Source organism: Flavobacterium sp. H4147 (assembly GCF_029360735.1).
Taxonomy (GTDB): Bacteria; Bacteroidota; Bacteroidia; order Flavobacteriales; family Flavobacteriaceae; genus Flavobacterium; species Flavobacterium endoglycinae.
Map to the genome: position 1 here is coordinate 409,267 of NZ_JARKNB010000001.1, position 16,646 is coordinate 425,912.

At 35.2% G+C, this 16,646-nt stretch carries 13 protein-coding genes and 2 tRNA genes; 4 read left to right on the forward strand and 11 right to left on the reverse strand.

Annotated elements, in window-relative coordinates; genetic code table 11:
- Window positions 1-4 precede the first annotated feature (4 nt).
- Genes P2W75_RS01790 through P2W75_RS01805 form a run of 4 tightly spaced genes read right to left on the reverse strand, consistent with a single transcriptional unit; the run spans window position 5 to window position 6,382 of the window.
- Window positions 5-529: a DUF3341 domain-containing protein gene (locus tag P2W75_RS01790; protein WP_207297783.1), complete on the reverse strand. Its 525-nt coding sequence runs from the start codon at window positions 527-529 to the stop codon at window positions 5-7.
- Window positions 522-1,922, reverse strand: coding sequence for an NrfD/PsrC family molybdoenzyme membrane anchor subunit (nrfD, locus tag P2W75_RS01795; protein WP_012023712.1), 1,401 nt, complete (start codon window positions 1,920-1,922; stop codon window positions 522-524). The genes P2W75_RS01790 and nrfD overlap by 8 nt, the downstream gene beginning before the upstream one ends.
- Window positions 1,923-1,956: 34 nt before the next feature.
- The gene (locus P2W75_RS01800) at window positions 1,957-5,016 is read right to left on the reverse strand and encodes a TAT-variant-translocated molybdopterin oxidoreductase (RefSeq protein ID WP_276378675.1); all 3,060 of its coding nucleotides are present in this window, start codon (window positions 5,014-5,016) and stop codon (window positions 1,957-1,959) included.
- Window positions 5,017-5,047: 31 nt separating this feature from the next.
- Window positions 5,048-6,382 (reverse strand): cytochrome c3 family protein, encoded by a 1,335-nt coding sequence (locus P2W75_RS01805; RefSeq protein ID WP_207297785.1) that lies wholly within the window; start codon window positions 6,380-6,382, stop codon window positions 5,048-5,050.
- A gap of 218 nt (window positions 6,383-6,600) precedes the next feature.
- Here P2W75_RS01805 and P2W75_RS01810 point away from each other — a divergent pair, with 218 nt between their 5' ends.
- Complete coding sequence (locus P2W75_RS01810) at window positions 6,601-6,990, forward strand: SPOR domain-containing protein (protein ID WP_276378677.1); 390 nt, start codon at window positions 6,601-6,603, stop codon at window positions 6,988-6,990.
- 139 nt (window positions 6,991-7,129) lie between these two features.
- Here the strand turns inward: P2W75_RS01810 and P2W75_RS01815 are convergent, their stop codons facing one another.
- The 4 genes from P2W75_RS01815 to rimP form a co-directional block, all read right to left on the reverse strand.
- The gene (locus P2W75_RS01815; protein ID WP_276378678.1) at window positions 7,130-7,639 is read right to left on the reverse strand and encodes a DUF4920 domain-containing protein; all 510 of its coding nucleotides are present in this window, start codon (window positions 7,637-7,639) and stop codon (window positions 7,130-7,132) included.
- A gap of 134 nt (window positions 7,640-7,773) precedes the next feature.
- Window positions 7,774-10,650, reverse strand: a complete 2,877-nt coding sequence (gene infB / locus P2W75_RS01820) for a translation initiation factor IF-2 (protein WP_239023269.1) — start codon at window positions 10,648-10,650, stop codon at window positions 7,774-7,776.
- A 52-nt stretch (window positions 10,651-10,702) separates the two neighbouring features.
- Window positions 10,703-11,953, reverse strand: a complete 1,251-nt coding sequence (nusA, locus tag P2W75_RS01825) for a transcription termination factor NusA (protein WP_207297788.1) — start codon at window positions 11,951-11,953, stop codon at window positions 10,703-10,705.
- A gap of 13 nt (window positions 11,954-11,966) precedes the next feature.
- Window positions 11,967-12,431: a ribosome assembly cofactor RimP gene (gene rimP / locus P2W75_RS01830; protein ID WP_276379902.1), complete on the reverse strand. Its 465-nt coding sequence runs from the start codon at window positions 12,429-12,431 to the stop codon at window positions 11,967-11,969.
- A gap of 172 nt (window positions 12,432-12,603) precedes the next feature.
- On the opposite strand from rimP, the gene P2W75_RS01835 reads away from it, so the two are divergent.
- Window positions 12,604-13,428: a universal stress protein gene (locus tag P2W75_RS01835; RefSeq protein WP_276378680.1), complete on the forward strand. Its 825-nt coding sequence runs from the start codon at window positions 12,604-12,606 to the stop codon at window positions 13,426-13,428.
- A 121-nt stretch (window positions 13,429-13,549) separates the two neighbouring features.
- Here the strand turns inward: P2W75_RS01835 and P2W75_RS01840 are convergent, their stop codons facing one another.
- Window positions 13,550-13,714, reverse strand: a complete 165-nt coding sequence (locus P2W75_RS01840) for a hypothetical protein (RefSeq protein WP_276378681.1) — start codon at window positions 13,712-13,714, stop codon at window positions 13,550-13,552.
- 231 nt (window positions 13,715-13,945) lie between these two features.
- On the opposite strand from P2W75_RS01840, the gene P2W75_RS01845 reads away from it, so the two are divergent.
- Together P2W75_RS01845 and P2W75_RS01850 are read left to right on the forward strand one after the other, a co-directional pair.
- Window positions 13,946-15,367 (forward strand): aldehyde dehydrogenase family protein, encoded by a 1,422-nt coding sequence (locus tag P2W75_RS01845; protein WP_276378682.1) that lies wholly within the window; start codon window positions 13,946-13,948, stop codon window positions 15,365-15,367.
- A gap of 63 nt (window positions 15,368-15,430) precedes the next feature.
- Window positions 15,431-16,237 carry an AraC family transcriptional regulator gene (locus P2W75_RS01850; RefSeq protein WP_207297793.1) on the forward strand — a complete coding sequence of 269 codons (807 nt, stop codon included), beginning with the start codon at window positions 15,431-15,433 and terminating at the stop codon, window positions 16,235-16,237.
- Window positions 16,238-16,292: 55 nt separating this feature from the next.
- On the opposite strand, the gene P2W75_RS01855 is transcribed toward P2W75_RS01850, so the two are convergent.
- Window positions 16,293-16,363 (reverse strand) — tRNA-Gln (locus P2W75_RS01855).
- A gap of 109 nt (window positions 16,364-16,472) precedes the next feature.
- Window positions 16,473-16,543: transfer RNA gene (locus P2W75_RS01860), tRNA-Gln, on the reverse strand.
- Between the last annotated feature and the right edge of the window lie 103 nt (window positions 16,544-16,646).

Below are 16,646 nucleotides of genomic sequence, written 5' to 3' on the forward strand. Positions count from 1 at the left end.
ACAATTAATTCTTTTCAATTACTTTAACTTCAACAGCTCCAGTGCCTTCGAAAAAAGAAACAAGTTCTGCTTCGTTATCGTTTACAGCAACTTCCATTAAGAAGTGGTCATCTGTTGTTCTAACATCAGGATTCTCAGCTTGTTTAAACGGCCATAATCTACTTCTCATATAAAAAGTAATTACCATTAAGTGGGCTGCAAAGAATACAGTCATCTCAAACATAATTGGCACAAAAGAAGGCATGTTTTGGATGAAACTAAAACTTGGTTTACCTCCAATATCTTGTGGCCAGTCATGAATCATGATGTAACCCATCATAGTCGTTGCAACAGAAATACCAACACATCCATATAAAAAAGCACATATTGCTAATCTTGTTGGTGCTAGTCCCATAGCTTTATCCAATCCGTGAACCGGAAAAGGAGTAAAAACCTCTTCAATATGATGATGAGCAGCTCTGGTTTTCTTTACTGCATCCATCAAAACGTCATCGTCATTATAAATGGCGTATATAACTTTATTACTCATGATGTGAATCTTTATTTGCTCTTTCTCTAATGTAATTATCTCCTGTTCCTTTCAAAATTGTTTTTACCTCTGCCTGAGCAATTACAGGGAATGTTCTAGAGTATAATAAAAACAATACAAAGAAGAAACCAATTGTTCCAATGAAAATTCCAATATCAACAAATGTTGGTGAGAACATTGTCCAAGAAGATGGAAGGTAATCTCTATGTAAAGAAGTAACAATAATTACAAATCTTTCAAACCACATCCCGATGTTTACCACAATCGAAATAATGAATGAGAACATGATACTTGTTCTTAATTTTTTGAACCACATGAACTGAGGAGAGAACACGTTACACGTCATCATTGACCAATATGCCCACCAGTAAGGTCCAGTAGCTCTGTTTAAGAATGCATATTGTTCATATTCTACACCTGAATACCAAGCTACGAATAACTCAGTGATGTAAGCTACACCTACAATAGATCCAGTAATCATGATAATAATATTCATTAACTCGATATGCTGTAATGTAATGTATGCTTCAAGGTTAGAAACTTTTCTCATAACGATCAACAATGTATTTACCATCGCAAATCCAGAGAAAACCGCTCCAGCAACGAAGTATGGAGGGAAAATTGTTGTATGCCATCCAGGAATTACAGAAGTAGCAAAGTCCATAGATACAATTGTGTGTACAGAAAGTACAAGTGGAGTAGCTAAACCAGCTAATACTAAAGATACTTCTTCAAAACGCTGCCAGTCTTTAGCTCTTCCGCTCCATCCAAAACTTAAGATTGAATAAACTCTTTTGTTAAATGGAGTAATAGCTCTATCACGAAGCATAGCGAAATCAGGTAATAAACCAGTCCACCAGAATACTAATGATACTGAAAGGTAAGTTGAAATCGCGAATACGTCCCAAAGCAATGGTGAGTTAAAGTTTACCCATAAAGATCCAAATTGATTTGGAATAGGTAAAACCCAGTATGCTAACCATGGACGACCCATGTGAATAATTGGAAATAAACCTGCCTGAACTACTGAGAAAATGGTCATTGCTTCCGCAGAACGGTTAATAGCCATTCTCCAACGCTGACGGAAAAGTAAAAGTACTGCAGAAATCAAAGTTCCCGCGTGACCAATACCAACCCACCAAACGAAGTTAGTAATATCCCAAGCCCAACCAACTGTTTTGTTTAATCCCCATGTTCCGATACCGGTAGATACGGTGTAAATTATACAACCTAACCCCCAAAGGAAGGCTACTAATGCGATTGTAAATACAATCCACCATTGTTTATTTGCAGGTCCTTCAACAGGTGCTGCCACATCTACAGTTACATCGTGATATGATTTATCACCTATAACTAAAGGTTTTCTAATGGGTGCTTCGTAATGAGACGACATAATCCTTTATATTGTTTCTTAATTAATAATTTTACTAAGTGTTTCTAACTTTTACGTGATAGAAAACATTTGGTTTTGTACCAACATGCTCTAATAAATGATACATTCTTTCGCTTTCTGCTAATTTAGCAACTTCGCTTTCTTTATCATTTACATCTCCGAATACCATAGCACCAGAAGAACAAGCTGCAGAACAAGCACAAGCATTGTTGAACTCATCTTTCCCCACAACTCTTCCTTGACGTTTCGCCTCAAGAATAACTGCTTGTGTACTTTGGATACAGAATGAACATTTTTCCATAACTCCACGAGAACGAACGTTTACGTCTGGGTTTAATACCATACGACCTAAATCATCATTCATGTGATAATCGAATTCACTGTTTTTGTTGTATAAGAACCAGTTGAAACGACGTACTTTATATGGACAGTTGTTAGCGCAGTAACGAGTACCAACGCATCTGTTATATGCCATGTGGTTTTGACCTTGACGACCGTGAGAAGTTGCAGCAACAGGACAAACTGTTTCACAAGGTGCGTGGTTACAGTGTTGACACATTACTGGCTGGAATGCTACTTGTGGATTATCTCCAGGTTTTTCCATTTCATTAAATGTAGATAATGAACTAGATAAACCAGCAATTCCTTCTTTTCTTTCGTTATCACCTTCAAAAGTACTTTCAGAAGAGTAGTATCTATCGATACGTAACCAGTGCATATCACGGCTTCTTCTAACCTCTGCTTTACCTACAACAGGAACGTTGTTTTCAGCGTGGCAAGCAATAACGCAAGCTCCACATCCTGTACAAGCATTTAAGTCAATTGATAAGTTGAAATGGTGACCTGTAGAACGATCAAATGATTCCCATAAGTCAACAGTTGTAGCTTCAACCTCTTGGTGGTCTAAAGATACCATTGGCTGTTCATTCCAATGTTTAGCATCTTTAGTGTTGAAAATTTCAAGAGTAGTTTCTTTAATAATATCTCCTCTACCCATCAACGTTTTTTGTCCTTGAACACAAGCAAACTCGTGTTCTCCACTTGCTTGAGCAATGGTAACAGACTGAACATTGTTGAAATTTTTATATAAAGCGTAAGCATTAATACCTACTTGCATTTCTTCTTTTAAGCCCTCTTTACGACCATAACCAACAGCCAAACCAATTGTACCAACAGCTTGTCCAGGCTGAACAATTACTGGTACATTCTCTAATTTAAGACCATCAGCAGTAGTAATAGTAGCATAACTTCCGTTTAAACCACCATTTGCTACAATTTCATTTGATAAATTGTATTTTTTTGCATCAGCGTTTGAAACAGTCACATAGTTATCCCAAGAAACTCTTGTAATTGGATCTGGAAACTCTTGTAACCATGGGTTGTTTGCATGTTGTCCATCTCCCATACCTGTTTTAGTATACAATACTAATTCAAGTCCTGAATCAGCTTTTGATTTTGAAAGAGCAGACGCCGCTCCTGCGAAATCATAAGAACCTCCAGATAATGCACCAGTTTCAGCAACTAAAAGACCATCATGTAACACTTTATTCCAAGAAGAACCAGCAATAAATCCGGCAGAATTAGCTTTTACATAATCATAAAAAGTTCCCGGAGTTCCGTTTAGAGATAATAAAACATCTTGAAATTGTTTCGTATCAAATATTGGACGGATAGTTGGCTGTGTTAAGCTATAAGTTCCTTTAGTAAGAACTAAATCTCCCCAAGATTCTAAGTAATGAGGGGCTGGTGCAGCAACTTTAGAAATAGAAGCTGTTTCATCTTCTTTCAATGAAAAAGCAACTGATGTATCAACTTTTTTCAATCCAGAAACGAATGCAGCTGAATCTGCTAAAGTATAAACAGGGTTAACACCACTCATAATTAAGGTATGAACAGTTCCTGCATTCATATCTTTTATCAACTGAGCAACAGCAGCATTAGAACCTTTTCTAATTTGTCTTGTTCCCACAGTATTGAAAGCCTCGCTAGCTAAAATTTGGTTAATAGCCAAAACTAGCAGCTGAGCATTTTTATCTTCAATTCCAGAAACCAATACTCCTTTTGATCCTGCAGCTTTTAATTGTTGAGCCGCTTTCACAACTTCAGCTTTGAATTTTTCATCCAAAGAAACTGGAACAGAAGATCCTGCAATAATATTATAAATTTGAACTAAAGCTTGTTTTTGATTAGCTGTAGTCATAGGAACACGCTTGTCAGCTGCTGCTCCTGATAATGTCATATTTGATTCAAACTGGAAGTGACGAGACATTTTTCCATTTTGCGGAATACGTCCTTTCACATATCCTGTATCATATCCACCACCTTGCCAATCCCCTAAGAAATCAGCACCAACAGATACAATTAAAGAGGCTTTAGAAAAATCGTAATCAACTAAAGCTCTTTCTCCAAATACTGTTTCAAAAGCATCTAAAGCTTCTGAAGAAGAAACAGCGTCATAAACAACGTGTTTTGCATTTGGATTTTTAGCAATAAATTCACCTATCAACTTTTCAGTAGAAGGACTTGCTAATGTATTAGTTAACAATACCACTTGTCCACCTTTTGCTTTCGCTCCAGCTAAACCAGATTTAATTTTCAACTCAACAGCAGACCAATTAGATTTTTTATGATCTATTTTTGGCTCTTTTAAACGCATGCTATCGTATAATCCTAATATAGACGCATGAATTCTAGCATTCGCTGAAAACTTAGCTCCAGGGATAGTATTGTTCTCAATTTTAATTGGACGACCCTCACGAGTTTTCACCAATAAGTTTGCAAAATCAAAACCATCAAAAACAGTAGTTGCATAGTAATCCGCAACACCAGGAATGATCTGCTCTGGTTGTAAAACATAAGGGATAGACTTGTGCACAGGACCTTCGCAAGCAGCAAGTGTAACAGCTGCAGTACTAAACCCTACGTACTTTAAAAAGTCACGACGTGAAGTTCCTGATGAAGCTAATGCTTCAGCATTTCCTAAGAATTCTTCTGTAGGAATCTCTTCAACAAATTCGTTATTTCTAAGCGCCTCAACAATAGAACTATTTTCTAGTTCTTCAACACTTTTCCAGTATTTTTTGTTTGATGACATTGTATATAATATTAAAATCTTAATAATTCGATTAATAGTGGCATTTACCGCATTCTAAACCTCCCATTTGCGCTGCAGTTAATTTTTCTACACCGTATTTTTTAGAAAGTTCAGCATGAATCTTCTCGTAATATGCATTTCCTTCCATCTTAACATCAGTCTTTCTGTGGCAATCCACACACCATCCCATTGTTAATTTAGAATATTGTTTCATAATTTCAAACTCTTGAACAGGACCGTGACAAGTCTGGCACTCAACTCCTGCAACAGAAACGTGTTGAGAGTGATTGAAATAAACGAAATCAGGAAGATTATGAATACGAACCCATTTTACAGGTTTTTGCTTTCCAGTATATGCTTGTTTCGTTTTATCCCATCCAACAGCATCATACAATTTTTGGATTTGAGCATCGTAGAATGCTTTACTGTATTCTGCCGTAGCAGTAGTTTCAGCAACTTCAGAAATATTTTTATGACAGTTCATACAAACATTTAAAGAAGGAATACCAGCAGTTTTACTTACACGTGCAGCAGAGTGACAATATTTACAATTGATTTCATTATCTCCAGCGTGAATTTTGTGTGAGTAGTGAATTGGCTGAATTGGCTCATAGTTTTGATCTACACCAACCTGCATTAAATATCCGTAGACAAAATAACCACTAGCCAAAAGTAAAAATATAGCAGTAACCAATACTAAGAACTGATTTCTTGCAAAAGCTTTCCAAATTGGAGTTCTACCTTCTTTTGGAGCAACTACAATTCCGTTATTTGCAGCAACTTTAGTCAATACTTTGTTCACCATGAACAACATAACAACCAAAATAGCCATTACAACAGCAAGAGCGCCTAAAATAACATTATTTGAGATTCCACCACCGTCAACTTGAGTACCCGGAGGCGTTGCAGCAGTACCAGGAGCTGGCGTTGGATCCTTTTTCTCTTCAGAAGTATAAGCAATGATATTATCAATATCACCTTCAGATAATTGAGGAAAAGAAGTCATTACTGCCTTATTATTTTCCTCGAAAAGTTTAACAGCAACTGGATCGCCTGATTTAATCATATCAGAGCTATTGTGCACCCACTTGTAAATCCAAGCCATATCATGCTTAGAAGCAACGCCTCTTAAAGCTGGACCTGTTGATTTAGCATCTAATTTGTGACATGCAGCGCAATTTGCATTAAAAAGTTCTTTCCCTTTTACCGGATCACCACCAGATGTCGCAGCCGGAGCAGCAGCTTCAGGTGCCGCAGGAGCTGCAGCAGGATCTTGAGCAAATGAAGTTAGGGAGAAAATTAACGTTAGCGACAAACTAAGTAATAATTTTCTTGAGATCGAATTATGGTTACCCACCTTTTTCATATAGTATAATAATTATCTACTAATTTTTGGTATGATTTTTTCTGTATTAAACCAGACAAAATACACACCCTCTTTTAAAACTTGCACAAAAATACGACTTATGAACTATTCTCAAAACCTTAAAATAGTCTTAAATATCAATTTATATCAATTCTAAATAATATTAAAATTTCGCACACAAACTTTAAATAGTATTTTTGCATAAAAACCATCACATTATGAGAATTTTAAGCCATACAAAAAACGTTTTCTTAACATTAACATTGACTGCATTAACACATAATATTCATGCTCAAGATCAAAATTTAACACTAAATCAAGACCCTAAATTTGAGCAGTTATTGAATGATAAACGTAAATTTAACACAGCAATAAGTACAAACGATTCTTATAGAATTCAAATTTTCAGCGGAAAGAGCGATGAAGCAAAAAAGACTTTAAGTGACTTCAAAAGAGAATATACCAACATCGACGGAACTATCATCTTTAATACTCCAAATTACAAAGTTATTGTGGGTAATTTCAAATCGAGAATTGAAGCAGAACGCAATTTAATTGACATTAGAAAAAAATACAGAAATGTTTTCCTTCTTAAACCAGGAAAATAATAAACATTAAAAACACATATAAGAAGCAACACAAAACCCTCGCTTTTTTATAACTTCAAGATAATTTGCATTATCATCCTATTACAAAAAAAAGCTCCATCTTCATGGAGCTTTTTTCTTTTTCAACACAATAAAAAAGTTAATTTATTACTTTAATACCAGTAGCCATAAATCGAATTTCTTCTTTTGGTTTGGTAATCGCATCTATTTCTGATTTTGTTTTTTTAGCATCTTTCGCATAATGCTTTAATTCTTCTACAGATGTTATTTTTCGCTCTGCCTTCCCTTCCAAAACAACATTTTTTCCTTTTAATGCAGTGGGTACAAAAAAAGCATAATCTTTCATCTTTACAAAAAACGAAGAGTTATCATCCGATTTTACTGTAATCCAGCAACCTCTTTTTTCACATACATCTGTCACCTCGCCTTTTACGGCAACGCTTTCTATTTTTGATGATTTTTTTAACGCATCTTCTAATTGGTTTACAGAAACAGCCCTGTCGATTGCATCACCAGAAACATCTTGTCCATAAAAATCTCCAACGACTGCATTACCTGCCGGCGGCGCTGGTTTCTCTACATCTTCTTGAGAAAATAGAAAACAAGAAGAACATGTAAACAGAACCGTCAATAATACTCTTAATTTCATATCTAAATAGTTTTATTAAAAAATAGCAAATTACAACAACCAAAAATACGTATTTAATTACAAAATAAACTTACAACACGTTCATAAAAAAAGCCCCAATTTTCATTGGAGCTTTTAAATATATTAACTGAATCTTATTTCAATTTCTTTTTAATTGCTACTTCATGGTATGCTTCAATAGCATCATTGATTTCGATATCATTAAATCCTTTTATCTGAATACCGCAATCATAACCTTTAGTAACTTCTTTAACATCGTCTTTGAAACGTTTTAAAGCAACTAGTTCACCAGTATGAACTACTACACCATCTCTAATAACTCTAATCTTAGAAGCTCTTAGAATCTTACCATCAGTCACCATACATCCTGCAATCGAACCAACTTTAGAAATCTTGAATATTTCACGGATTTCTGCTGTTCCCAGAATTTCCTCTTTCATTTCAGGAGCAAGCATTCCTTCCATCGCATCTTTCAAGTCATCAATAGCTGCATAGATAATAGAGTAGTAACGGATATCGATTTCTTCTTTCTCAGCAAGCTGTCTTGCATTTCCTGCTGGACGAACGTTAAATCCGATAATAATCGCATCTGATGCAGAAGCTAAGTTAACGTCAGTTTCTGTAATCGCACCAACTCCTTTGTGAATAATATTAATTTGAACTTCTTCTGTAGAAAGTTTAGAGAATGAGTCAGACAATGCTTCAACAGAACCATCTACGTCTCCTTTAAGGATTACGTTTAATTCTTTAAACTGACCAAGAGCGATACGACGTCCAATTTCATCAAGCGTAATATGTCTTTGTGTACGTACTGATTGTTCACGCATCAATTGAGAACGTTTTGATGCAATTTGTTTTGCTTCTTTTTCGTCTTCAAACACGTTAAACTTATCACCTGCCGTTGGAGCTCCATCTAGACCTAAAACAGATACCGGAGTTGAAGGACCAGCCGTTAAAACTGTATGTCCTCTTTCATCATGCATTGCTTTCACTTTTCCATGATGTTTTCCTGCCAGCATATAATCTCCAATTTTCAAAGTACCTTGCTGTACTAAAATTGTAGACACATATCCTTTTCCTTTATCTAAATAAGCCTCAACTACTGTTCCCTGAGCCGCTTTGTTTGGATTTGATTTTAAGTCTAAGATTTCAGCTTCTAATAAAACTTTCTCCAATAATTCCTTCACACCTGTTCCAACTTTCGCAGAAATATCATGTGACTGAATTTTTCCACCCCAATCTTCAACAAGTAAATTCATACCAGCCAAACGTTCTTTAATTTTATCAACATTTGCATTTGGTTTATCAATTTTATTGATTGCAAATATAATTGGCACTCCCGCAGCTTGTGCGTGAGAAATTGCCTCTTTTGTTTGTGGCATGATATCGTCATCCGCCGCAACCACAATAATTGCGATATCTGTAACTTGAGCTCCACGTGCACGCATTGCGGTAAACGCCTCGTGACCCGGAGTATCCAAGAATGCTATTTTTTGTCCGTTATCTAAAGTAACTCCATACGCTCCAATGTGCTGTGTAATACCTCCAGACTCACCAGCGATAACATTTTCTTTACGGATATAATCCAGTAAAGATGTTTTACCGTGGTCAACGTGACCCATTACCGTAACAATTGGCGCTCTTGTTACTAAATCTTCTTCTTTATCTTCAACAACTTCAATTGCTTCTTCAATGTCAACTGTGATGAATTCTACATCATAACCAAATTCATCAGCAACGATTGTTAAAGTCTCAGCATCTAAACGTTGGTTCATAGTTACCATGATTCCAAGAGACATACACGTTCCAATTACTTTAGTAATCGGCACGTCCATCATAATTGCAATTTCACCAACAGTAACGAATTCTGTAACTTTAATAGTTTTACTTCCTTCATCAAGTGCTCTTTGCTCGTCGTCTGATTTTTGACGGTGAGTTTCTCTTTTATCTCTTCTGTATTTAGCCGCTTTTGATTTACCGCCTTTTCCTTGAAGCTTTTCAAGAGTTTCTCTAATTTGGTTTTTTACTTCTTCTTCAGTAGGCTCAACTTTTGCCACAATTGCTGGACGGTTTCCTTTTACAAAACCTGGTCTTGCACTTCTGTTAGCATTAAAACCACCTCCGTTATTTGAACCTGTTTTATTTTGTCCTTGTTGAGCTCCTTGCCCTTGAGGATTATTATTATTTCCTACAGCAGGTTTTTGAGCTCCCGGTGTACCCGGTTTAGGAGCAATTCTTTTACGCTTATTTTTATTAGCGTTATTCCCTGCTCCTGGAACTCCAGGTTTATTATTTTGAGCTGCTTTTGGATCTTCTTTCTTTTTCTTAGGCTTATTAAATTGAGACAAGTCAATTGTCTGCCCCGTAAGAGTTGTCCCTGAAAGCTTTTGATATTGCGTAGTAATAGTATCTTCTGAAGTTGCAGGATCTGTTGACACAATAGGTTCAGCAGTTTTAGCTTCAGGTTTTACTTCTTTTTTCTCAGTAATAATAGGTTTTTCTACCTTTTTCTCCTCAGAAACTACAGGAGCAACAGACTCTGGCTGTACATTTTCTTTTTGAGCAGGTTTTTCTGGCTGAGAAGGAGCAACAGTTTTAGGCTCTTCGGTTTTAACTTCTTCTGAAGGAGAAACAGCAGGTTTCTTTGGATTCAAATCAATTTTACCAACCTGAACAGGCCCAGTAACAACAGCTCTCGCTTTAATGATTTCTTGCTGTTTCTGACGCTCCTCTTCTTGTCTGCGTTTATCCTCTAATTCTTTCTCACGCTCAACACGTAAAGCTTCTTTTTCTTTTCTTTTTTCTTCTCCTACTTCTTTAGAAGCTTCCTTATTCCCCTTATCGCCCGCAAATTGGCTTTGTAGAATATTAAATTCTCCCTCAGAAATTTTGGCATTTGGATTTGCATCAATAGCAATTCCTTTATCTTTTAGATAGTCTACCGCTCTTTCTAACGAAATATTTAATTCCCTTAAAACCTTGTTTATTCTTATTACTCTCTCTTCAGACATATAACCTTTTTATTATTACCTTTTTCGTTGTGTTGTTAGAGCAGATAACAAACTAGTTATCAAACTCTTCTTTTAGTATTCTAATAACATCCAGAATTGTTTCCTCTTCTAAATCTGTTCTTCTTACTAAATCTTCTACTTCTTGTTTTAAAATACTTTTAGCTGTATCCAAACCAATTTTTGCAAATTCTTCGATAACCCAGTCTTCGATTTCATCTGAAAACTCTGTTAATTCAACATCATCATCATCTTCACCGCTTTCAGTATCACCTTCTCTGATTACGTCTAATTCATAACCCGTTAATAGACCAGCCAATTTAATATTATGCCCTCCTCTACCAATTGCTTTAGAAACTTCTTCTAATTTTAAGAATACTTCAGCTCTCTTGTTTTCTTCATCAATTTTGATAGTAGAAACTTTAGCAGGACTTAATGCTCTTGTAATAAACAACTGAATGTTGTTTGTATAATTGATAACATCAATATTTTCATTTCCTAATTCACGAACAATTCCATGAATACGCGATCCTTTCATACCAACACAAGCTCCAACTGGATCAATTCTGTCATCGTAAGAATCTACGGCTACTTTTGCTTTTTCACCTGGAATACGAACTACATTTTTTACTGTAATTAAACCGTCAAAAACCTCTGGAATTTCCTGCTCGAATAATTTTTCCAAAAACTTCTCTGAAGTTCTTGACATAATAATCTGCGGTTTATTTCCTTTTAATTCAACGCTTTCAATAATTCCACGAACGTTATCTCCTTTACGGAAAAAGTCAGACGGAATTTGTTTTTCCTTTGGAAGCACAATCTCGTTTCCTTCATCATCTACTAAGATAACTACTCTAGGACGAACGTGATGAACTTCTGCGGTGTAAATATCGCCAATAATATCTTTAAATTGTTTATAAAGATTGGTATTATCATGTTCATGGATTTTAGATATTAAGTTTTGACGTAAAGCCAAAATTGCTCTTCTACCTAAATCAATTAATTTAACCTCTTCAGAAACCTCTTCTCCAATTTCAAAATCCGCTTCGATTTTTCTTGCTTCAGTCAGCGTAATTTCCTCGTTCTCAAAATCTAAATCTTCATCAGCAACAATAACTCTTCTTCTCCAAATTTCCATATCACCTTTATCAGGGTTGATAATGATATCGAAATTATCATCTGAACCGTATTTTTTCTTTAATGCATTTCTAAACACGTCCTCTAAAATTGCCATAAGCGTTACACGATCAATAAGTTTATTATCTTTAAACTCTGAGAATGAATCGATCAATGCTAAATTTTCCATGCGAATTCTTTAATTAAAATGTTACTGTAACAACTGCTTCCTTAATATCCGTATAAGGTATTTGTTGTTGTTTTTGAACTGTTTCTTTTCCTTTTCCTACTTTTTTCGGTTCTCTTGCCTTCCAAGACAAAATTATAAAAACATCATTAGCTTCAACCAATTCTGCTTCAATTTTTTCATTATTTGTAGTAACAATCAGCGTTCTACCAATATTTTTCTTGTATTGTCTTATCAATTTTAAAGGTGAACCAACTCCAACAGATGCAACTTCAAGCGAAAAATCCTGCTCTTCACGATCCAGATTATTCTCAATTGCACGACTTATATCGATACAATCCTGTAATGCAACTCCATTATCTCCATCTAAACCAACACTAATCTTGTATGAATCTGACACATGAACGTCAATCAAAAAGATAGATGGTTTTTCAAGAAGAGCCTCTTCAATTAATCCGTTTACTTTTTCTTTAAATGTCATAATTTTATAAAAAGAGGGGACATTTAGTCCCCTCATTATTTAGATTTCATTAAATAACGTTGCAAATATAGTGATTTTTTTATAAATCAAATAACTAGATTGCTCTAAAAATAATTCTTATCTTTATAATACCAAATAAAAAACATTATTTAAATAATTTAACCCCAACATCATGAAACGAATTTTAGTTCCTACCGATTTTTCAGAACATGCTGAACACGCGTTAAAAGTAGCCGCTCAAATTGCTAGAAAAAACAATTCCGAAATCATCATTTTACATATGCTGGAATTGCCGCATCAATCTAATGATGCCATATTTGGAGGAGTCAGCATTCCCGAAACAATGCTTTTTATGCAAAAAGCAAACGAAACGCTGGACAAAGTTTCCAATAGTGATTTTTTAGATGGAATTCCAGTAACAGAAATTGTAAAAATGGACAAACCCATACACGGAATCACTCAAGTAAGCAAAGAGCAAGACGTAGACTTAATTGTTATGGGCTCTCACGGATCTACAGGTATTGATGAATTGCTAATTGGCTCTAACACCGAAAAAGTTGTTAGAAATTCAGACATTCCAGTATTGATAATCAAAAAAGAGATTCCAAATTTTGAGATAAAAAACATTGTTTTCGCTTCTGATTTCAGCGAAGAAACCAAAAAACCATTTCAAAAACTTTTAAAATTCACAAAATCATTTGATGCAAAATTACATTTAGTTACCATCTGCACCCCAAATAGCTTTAAACCGACACATATTATTAACAAAGCCGTGAAAGAGTTTACAGATGATTTTAACCTTACCAATTTCGAAACCCATATTTATAATGATACTAACATCGAAAAAGGCATTCTTAATTTCTCAAACAGCATAAATGCAGATGCAATTGGAATGTGCACACACGGCAGAACTGGATTTGCACACTTCTTCAATGGAAGCATAAGCGAAGGACTAGTAAATCACGCCATTAGACCTGTTATCACCTTAAAGATTTAAAAAAATCAAATCTATAAAAACAACAAAGAGGCTGTCTAGTTTTCACAGATAACCTCTTTTTTTTTCGTTTAACTAAATATTAGATTTTCTAGTTGCACAGCAATCCTGCCTTCTCATTTTTTTAAGGATTTGTTCCAGAACCTGCTAGCGCACTTATAATAGGAGTCACCACATCTTCAACACTCTTAACCGTATCTAATATCGTATCAAGCAATCCGCCTCCATGCACTTCTTTCATTTCAGAAGGACTTAATTTTTCAAGATTAAATTTTTCCAGATCATTCATAATAACACTCTTTTAAAATTATTATTCAGTTAATCCCAAAAACACAGTTAGTATTTTTTTCAAGGACATCAAATTTACACAAAATACTATAAATCAAAAACATATATTCACAAAACATTCCTTCAAATAAAAAATGAGCCCTACAACAAAGTTTATTTGAGCTTCACAACAAAGCAGAACACTTCTTTAATATAGAAATTTGTCAAATAAAAATTCATTAAATCATATCACATGAAAACAATAGACAAAATTTACATTAATGGAGAATTCGTAACACCTCAAGGAACTGAATATTTTAACCTTATAAGTCCAACCACAAACGAAATACTTGGAAAAGTTCTTTTAGGAAACACCAAAGACACTCAAAATGCAATAGAAGCTGCTAAAAATGCTTTTAAGACTTTCTCTAAAACTTCGGCTTCAGAGAGAATTCAATATTTGAAAAATATAAAAACTGCTGTTGAAAAAAGAAAAACCGATTTTATAAATATAATGGTCGAAGAATATGGAGGAACATTTCAATTTGCATCTGTAAGTTACGAATACATGCTAAAAAGCTTCGATTCAGCAATCAGCTTATTAAAAAGCTATGAATTTACTAAGGTAATGGGAGAATCCGAAGTTCAAATGACACCGATTGGAGTTGTCGGAATTATAATTCCATGGAATTCAAGCAATGGTTTTATATGCAGCAAATTATCAACAGTAATTGCAGCAGGATGTACAACTGTTATAAAACCCAGCGAGATGAGCGCACAGCAAACGCAATTAATAATAGAATGCCTGCACGACGCCAAACTTCCAAAAGGAATAGTAAACATTGTGAACGGATTAGGAGAAATTGTTGGCGCAGAAATCAGTCGAAATCCTGATATTTCAAAAATTTCTTTTACAGGCTCAACTAATGTTGGGAAAATTATCGCCAAAGAAGCTGTCAACACCATGAAAAGAGTCACATTAGAACTTGGAGGAAAATCGCCAAACATTATTCTAGACGATGCCGATTTCTCGATAGCAATTCCGCTAGCTTTAAGCGCTGCATTCATGAACAGCGGACAAGCTTGTATAGCAGGAACTCGACTTTTGGTTCCAGAAAACAAACTTGAAGAAACCAAACTCATCCTTAAAAATGTTTTAGAAAACATAATTGTAGGCGATCCCAAAAACAGCAGTACAGCCGTAGGACCAATGGTAAGCACAAAACAATACCAGCGTGTTCAAGACTACATTCAGGCGGGAATTAATGAAGGCGCCGAAATTCTCGCTGGAGGATTAGGAAAACCTGAAGGTCTTGAAAAAGGAAATTTTGTCAAACCGACTATTTTTGTGAATGCAAATAACCAAATGCGTATTGCAAAAGAAGAAATATTCGGCCCGGTATTAACGGTCATTACATACAAAACCGAAGAAGAAGCAATTGAAATTGCAAATGATACCACTTACGGTCTTCAAGCTTATGTTAGTTCTTCAGACAAAAAAAGAGCACACCGAGTTGCTTCACAAATTAACGCTGGTCGCGTACAGATTAACGGAATTGGACACGACCCAATGGCGCCATTTGGCGGATTTAAGCAGTCAGGAATTGGTCGTGAATTTGGAACAATTGGACTTGAAGCTTATTTAGAACCAAAAGCTCTTATTCAGCCTAAATAATCATTGTAGGATCTGGAAAATTTTCATAAAAAGATTTTCCAGATCTTTCGTAATTTTACGATTATGACAACAAAATCAAACCCAAAACCAAAAATACTATACTCCTGCTACTATGCACGCAGCCGGGAAGGAGAACATTTTATCCCTGAACATGTTTTCAGCTATCAAATTTCTGGAGAAATGACAGCTTGGGACAGCAAAAATACTTTTCATTCAAAAGCAGGCGATTTTCGCTTCAGCAAAAGAAATCATTTAGCAAAATTCACTAAAATTCCGCCAGAGAATGGTGAATTCAAAACCATATCACTTTTTTTAGATCAAGAGATTCTTCGCGAAGTAAACAAAGAATACAATTACAAAGCAAACAAAAAAGTCGATTCAGAAGCGATGATTACATTGGCTCCACATCCGCTCTACAAATCTTTCATGGAATCACTTATCACCTATCTTGAAGTTGAACAAGAAAACAACGAAGCCTTGTTTAATTTAAAAATCAAGGAAGCCATCCATTTATTATTAAAAGTAAATCCCGAATTAAAAGACATTTTATTTGATTTTACAGAACCTGGCAAAATTGATTTGGAGGCCTTCATGAATAAAAATTTCCACTTCAATGTTCAAATGCATCGATTTGCATATTTAACAGGACGAAGTCTGGCAACTTTTAAAAGAGATTTTCAAAAAATATTCCAGCAAGCGCCGGGAAAATGGCTCTTAAACAAACGCCTTCAAGAAGCTTATTATTTAATCAGCCAAGGAAATCCGCCGTCAGAAGTTTATATTGGCGTAGGCTTTGAAGATCTATCTCATTTTTCATTTTCATTCAAAAAGAAATTCGGAATTGTCCCATCTTCCTTAAATCGCAAATAACTCAAGCAAAAATAACCCTATAAAAAAAGCCTCTCATTTCTGAGAGGCTTTTCTGTTGGTCTACTAGGACTCGAACCTAGAAAGACGGCACCAAAAACCGTAGTGTTACCATTACACCATAGACCAGCAGTGCTGTTAAGCGGGTGCAAAATTAGAACTTTATTTGTTTTATGCAAATTTTATTTAAAACTTTTTTCTGCATAAAAAAAGCCTCTCATTTCTGAGAGGCTTTATGTTGGTCTACTAGGACTCGAACCTAGAAAGACGGCACCAAAAACCGTAGTGTTACCATTACACCATAGACCAGCAATGCTGTTAAGCGAGTGCAAATTTAAGTCTTTATTTAGTTTTTACAAACTTTTTCGCCAAAAAAAATCATTTTTTTAGCTTTTTTTCAGTTTACAATTCT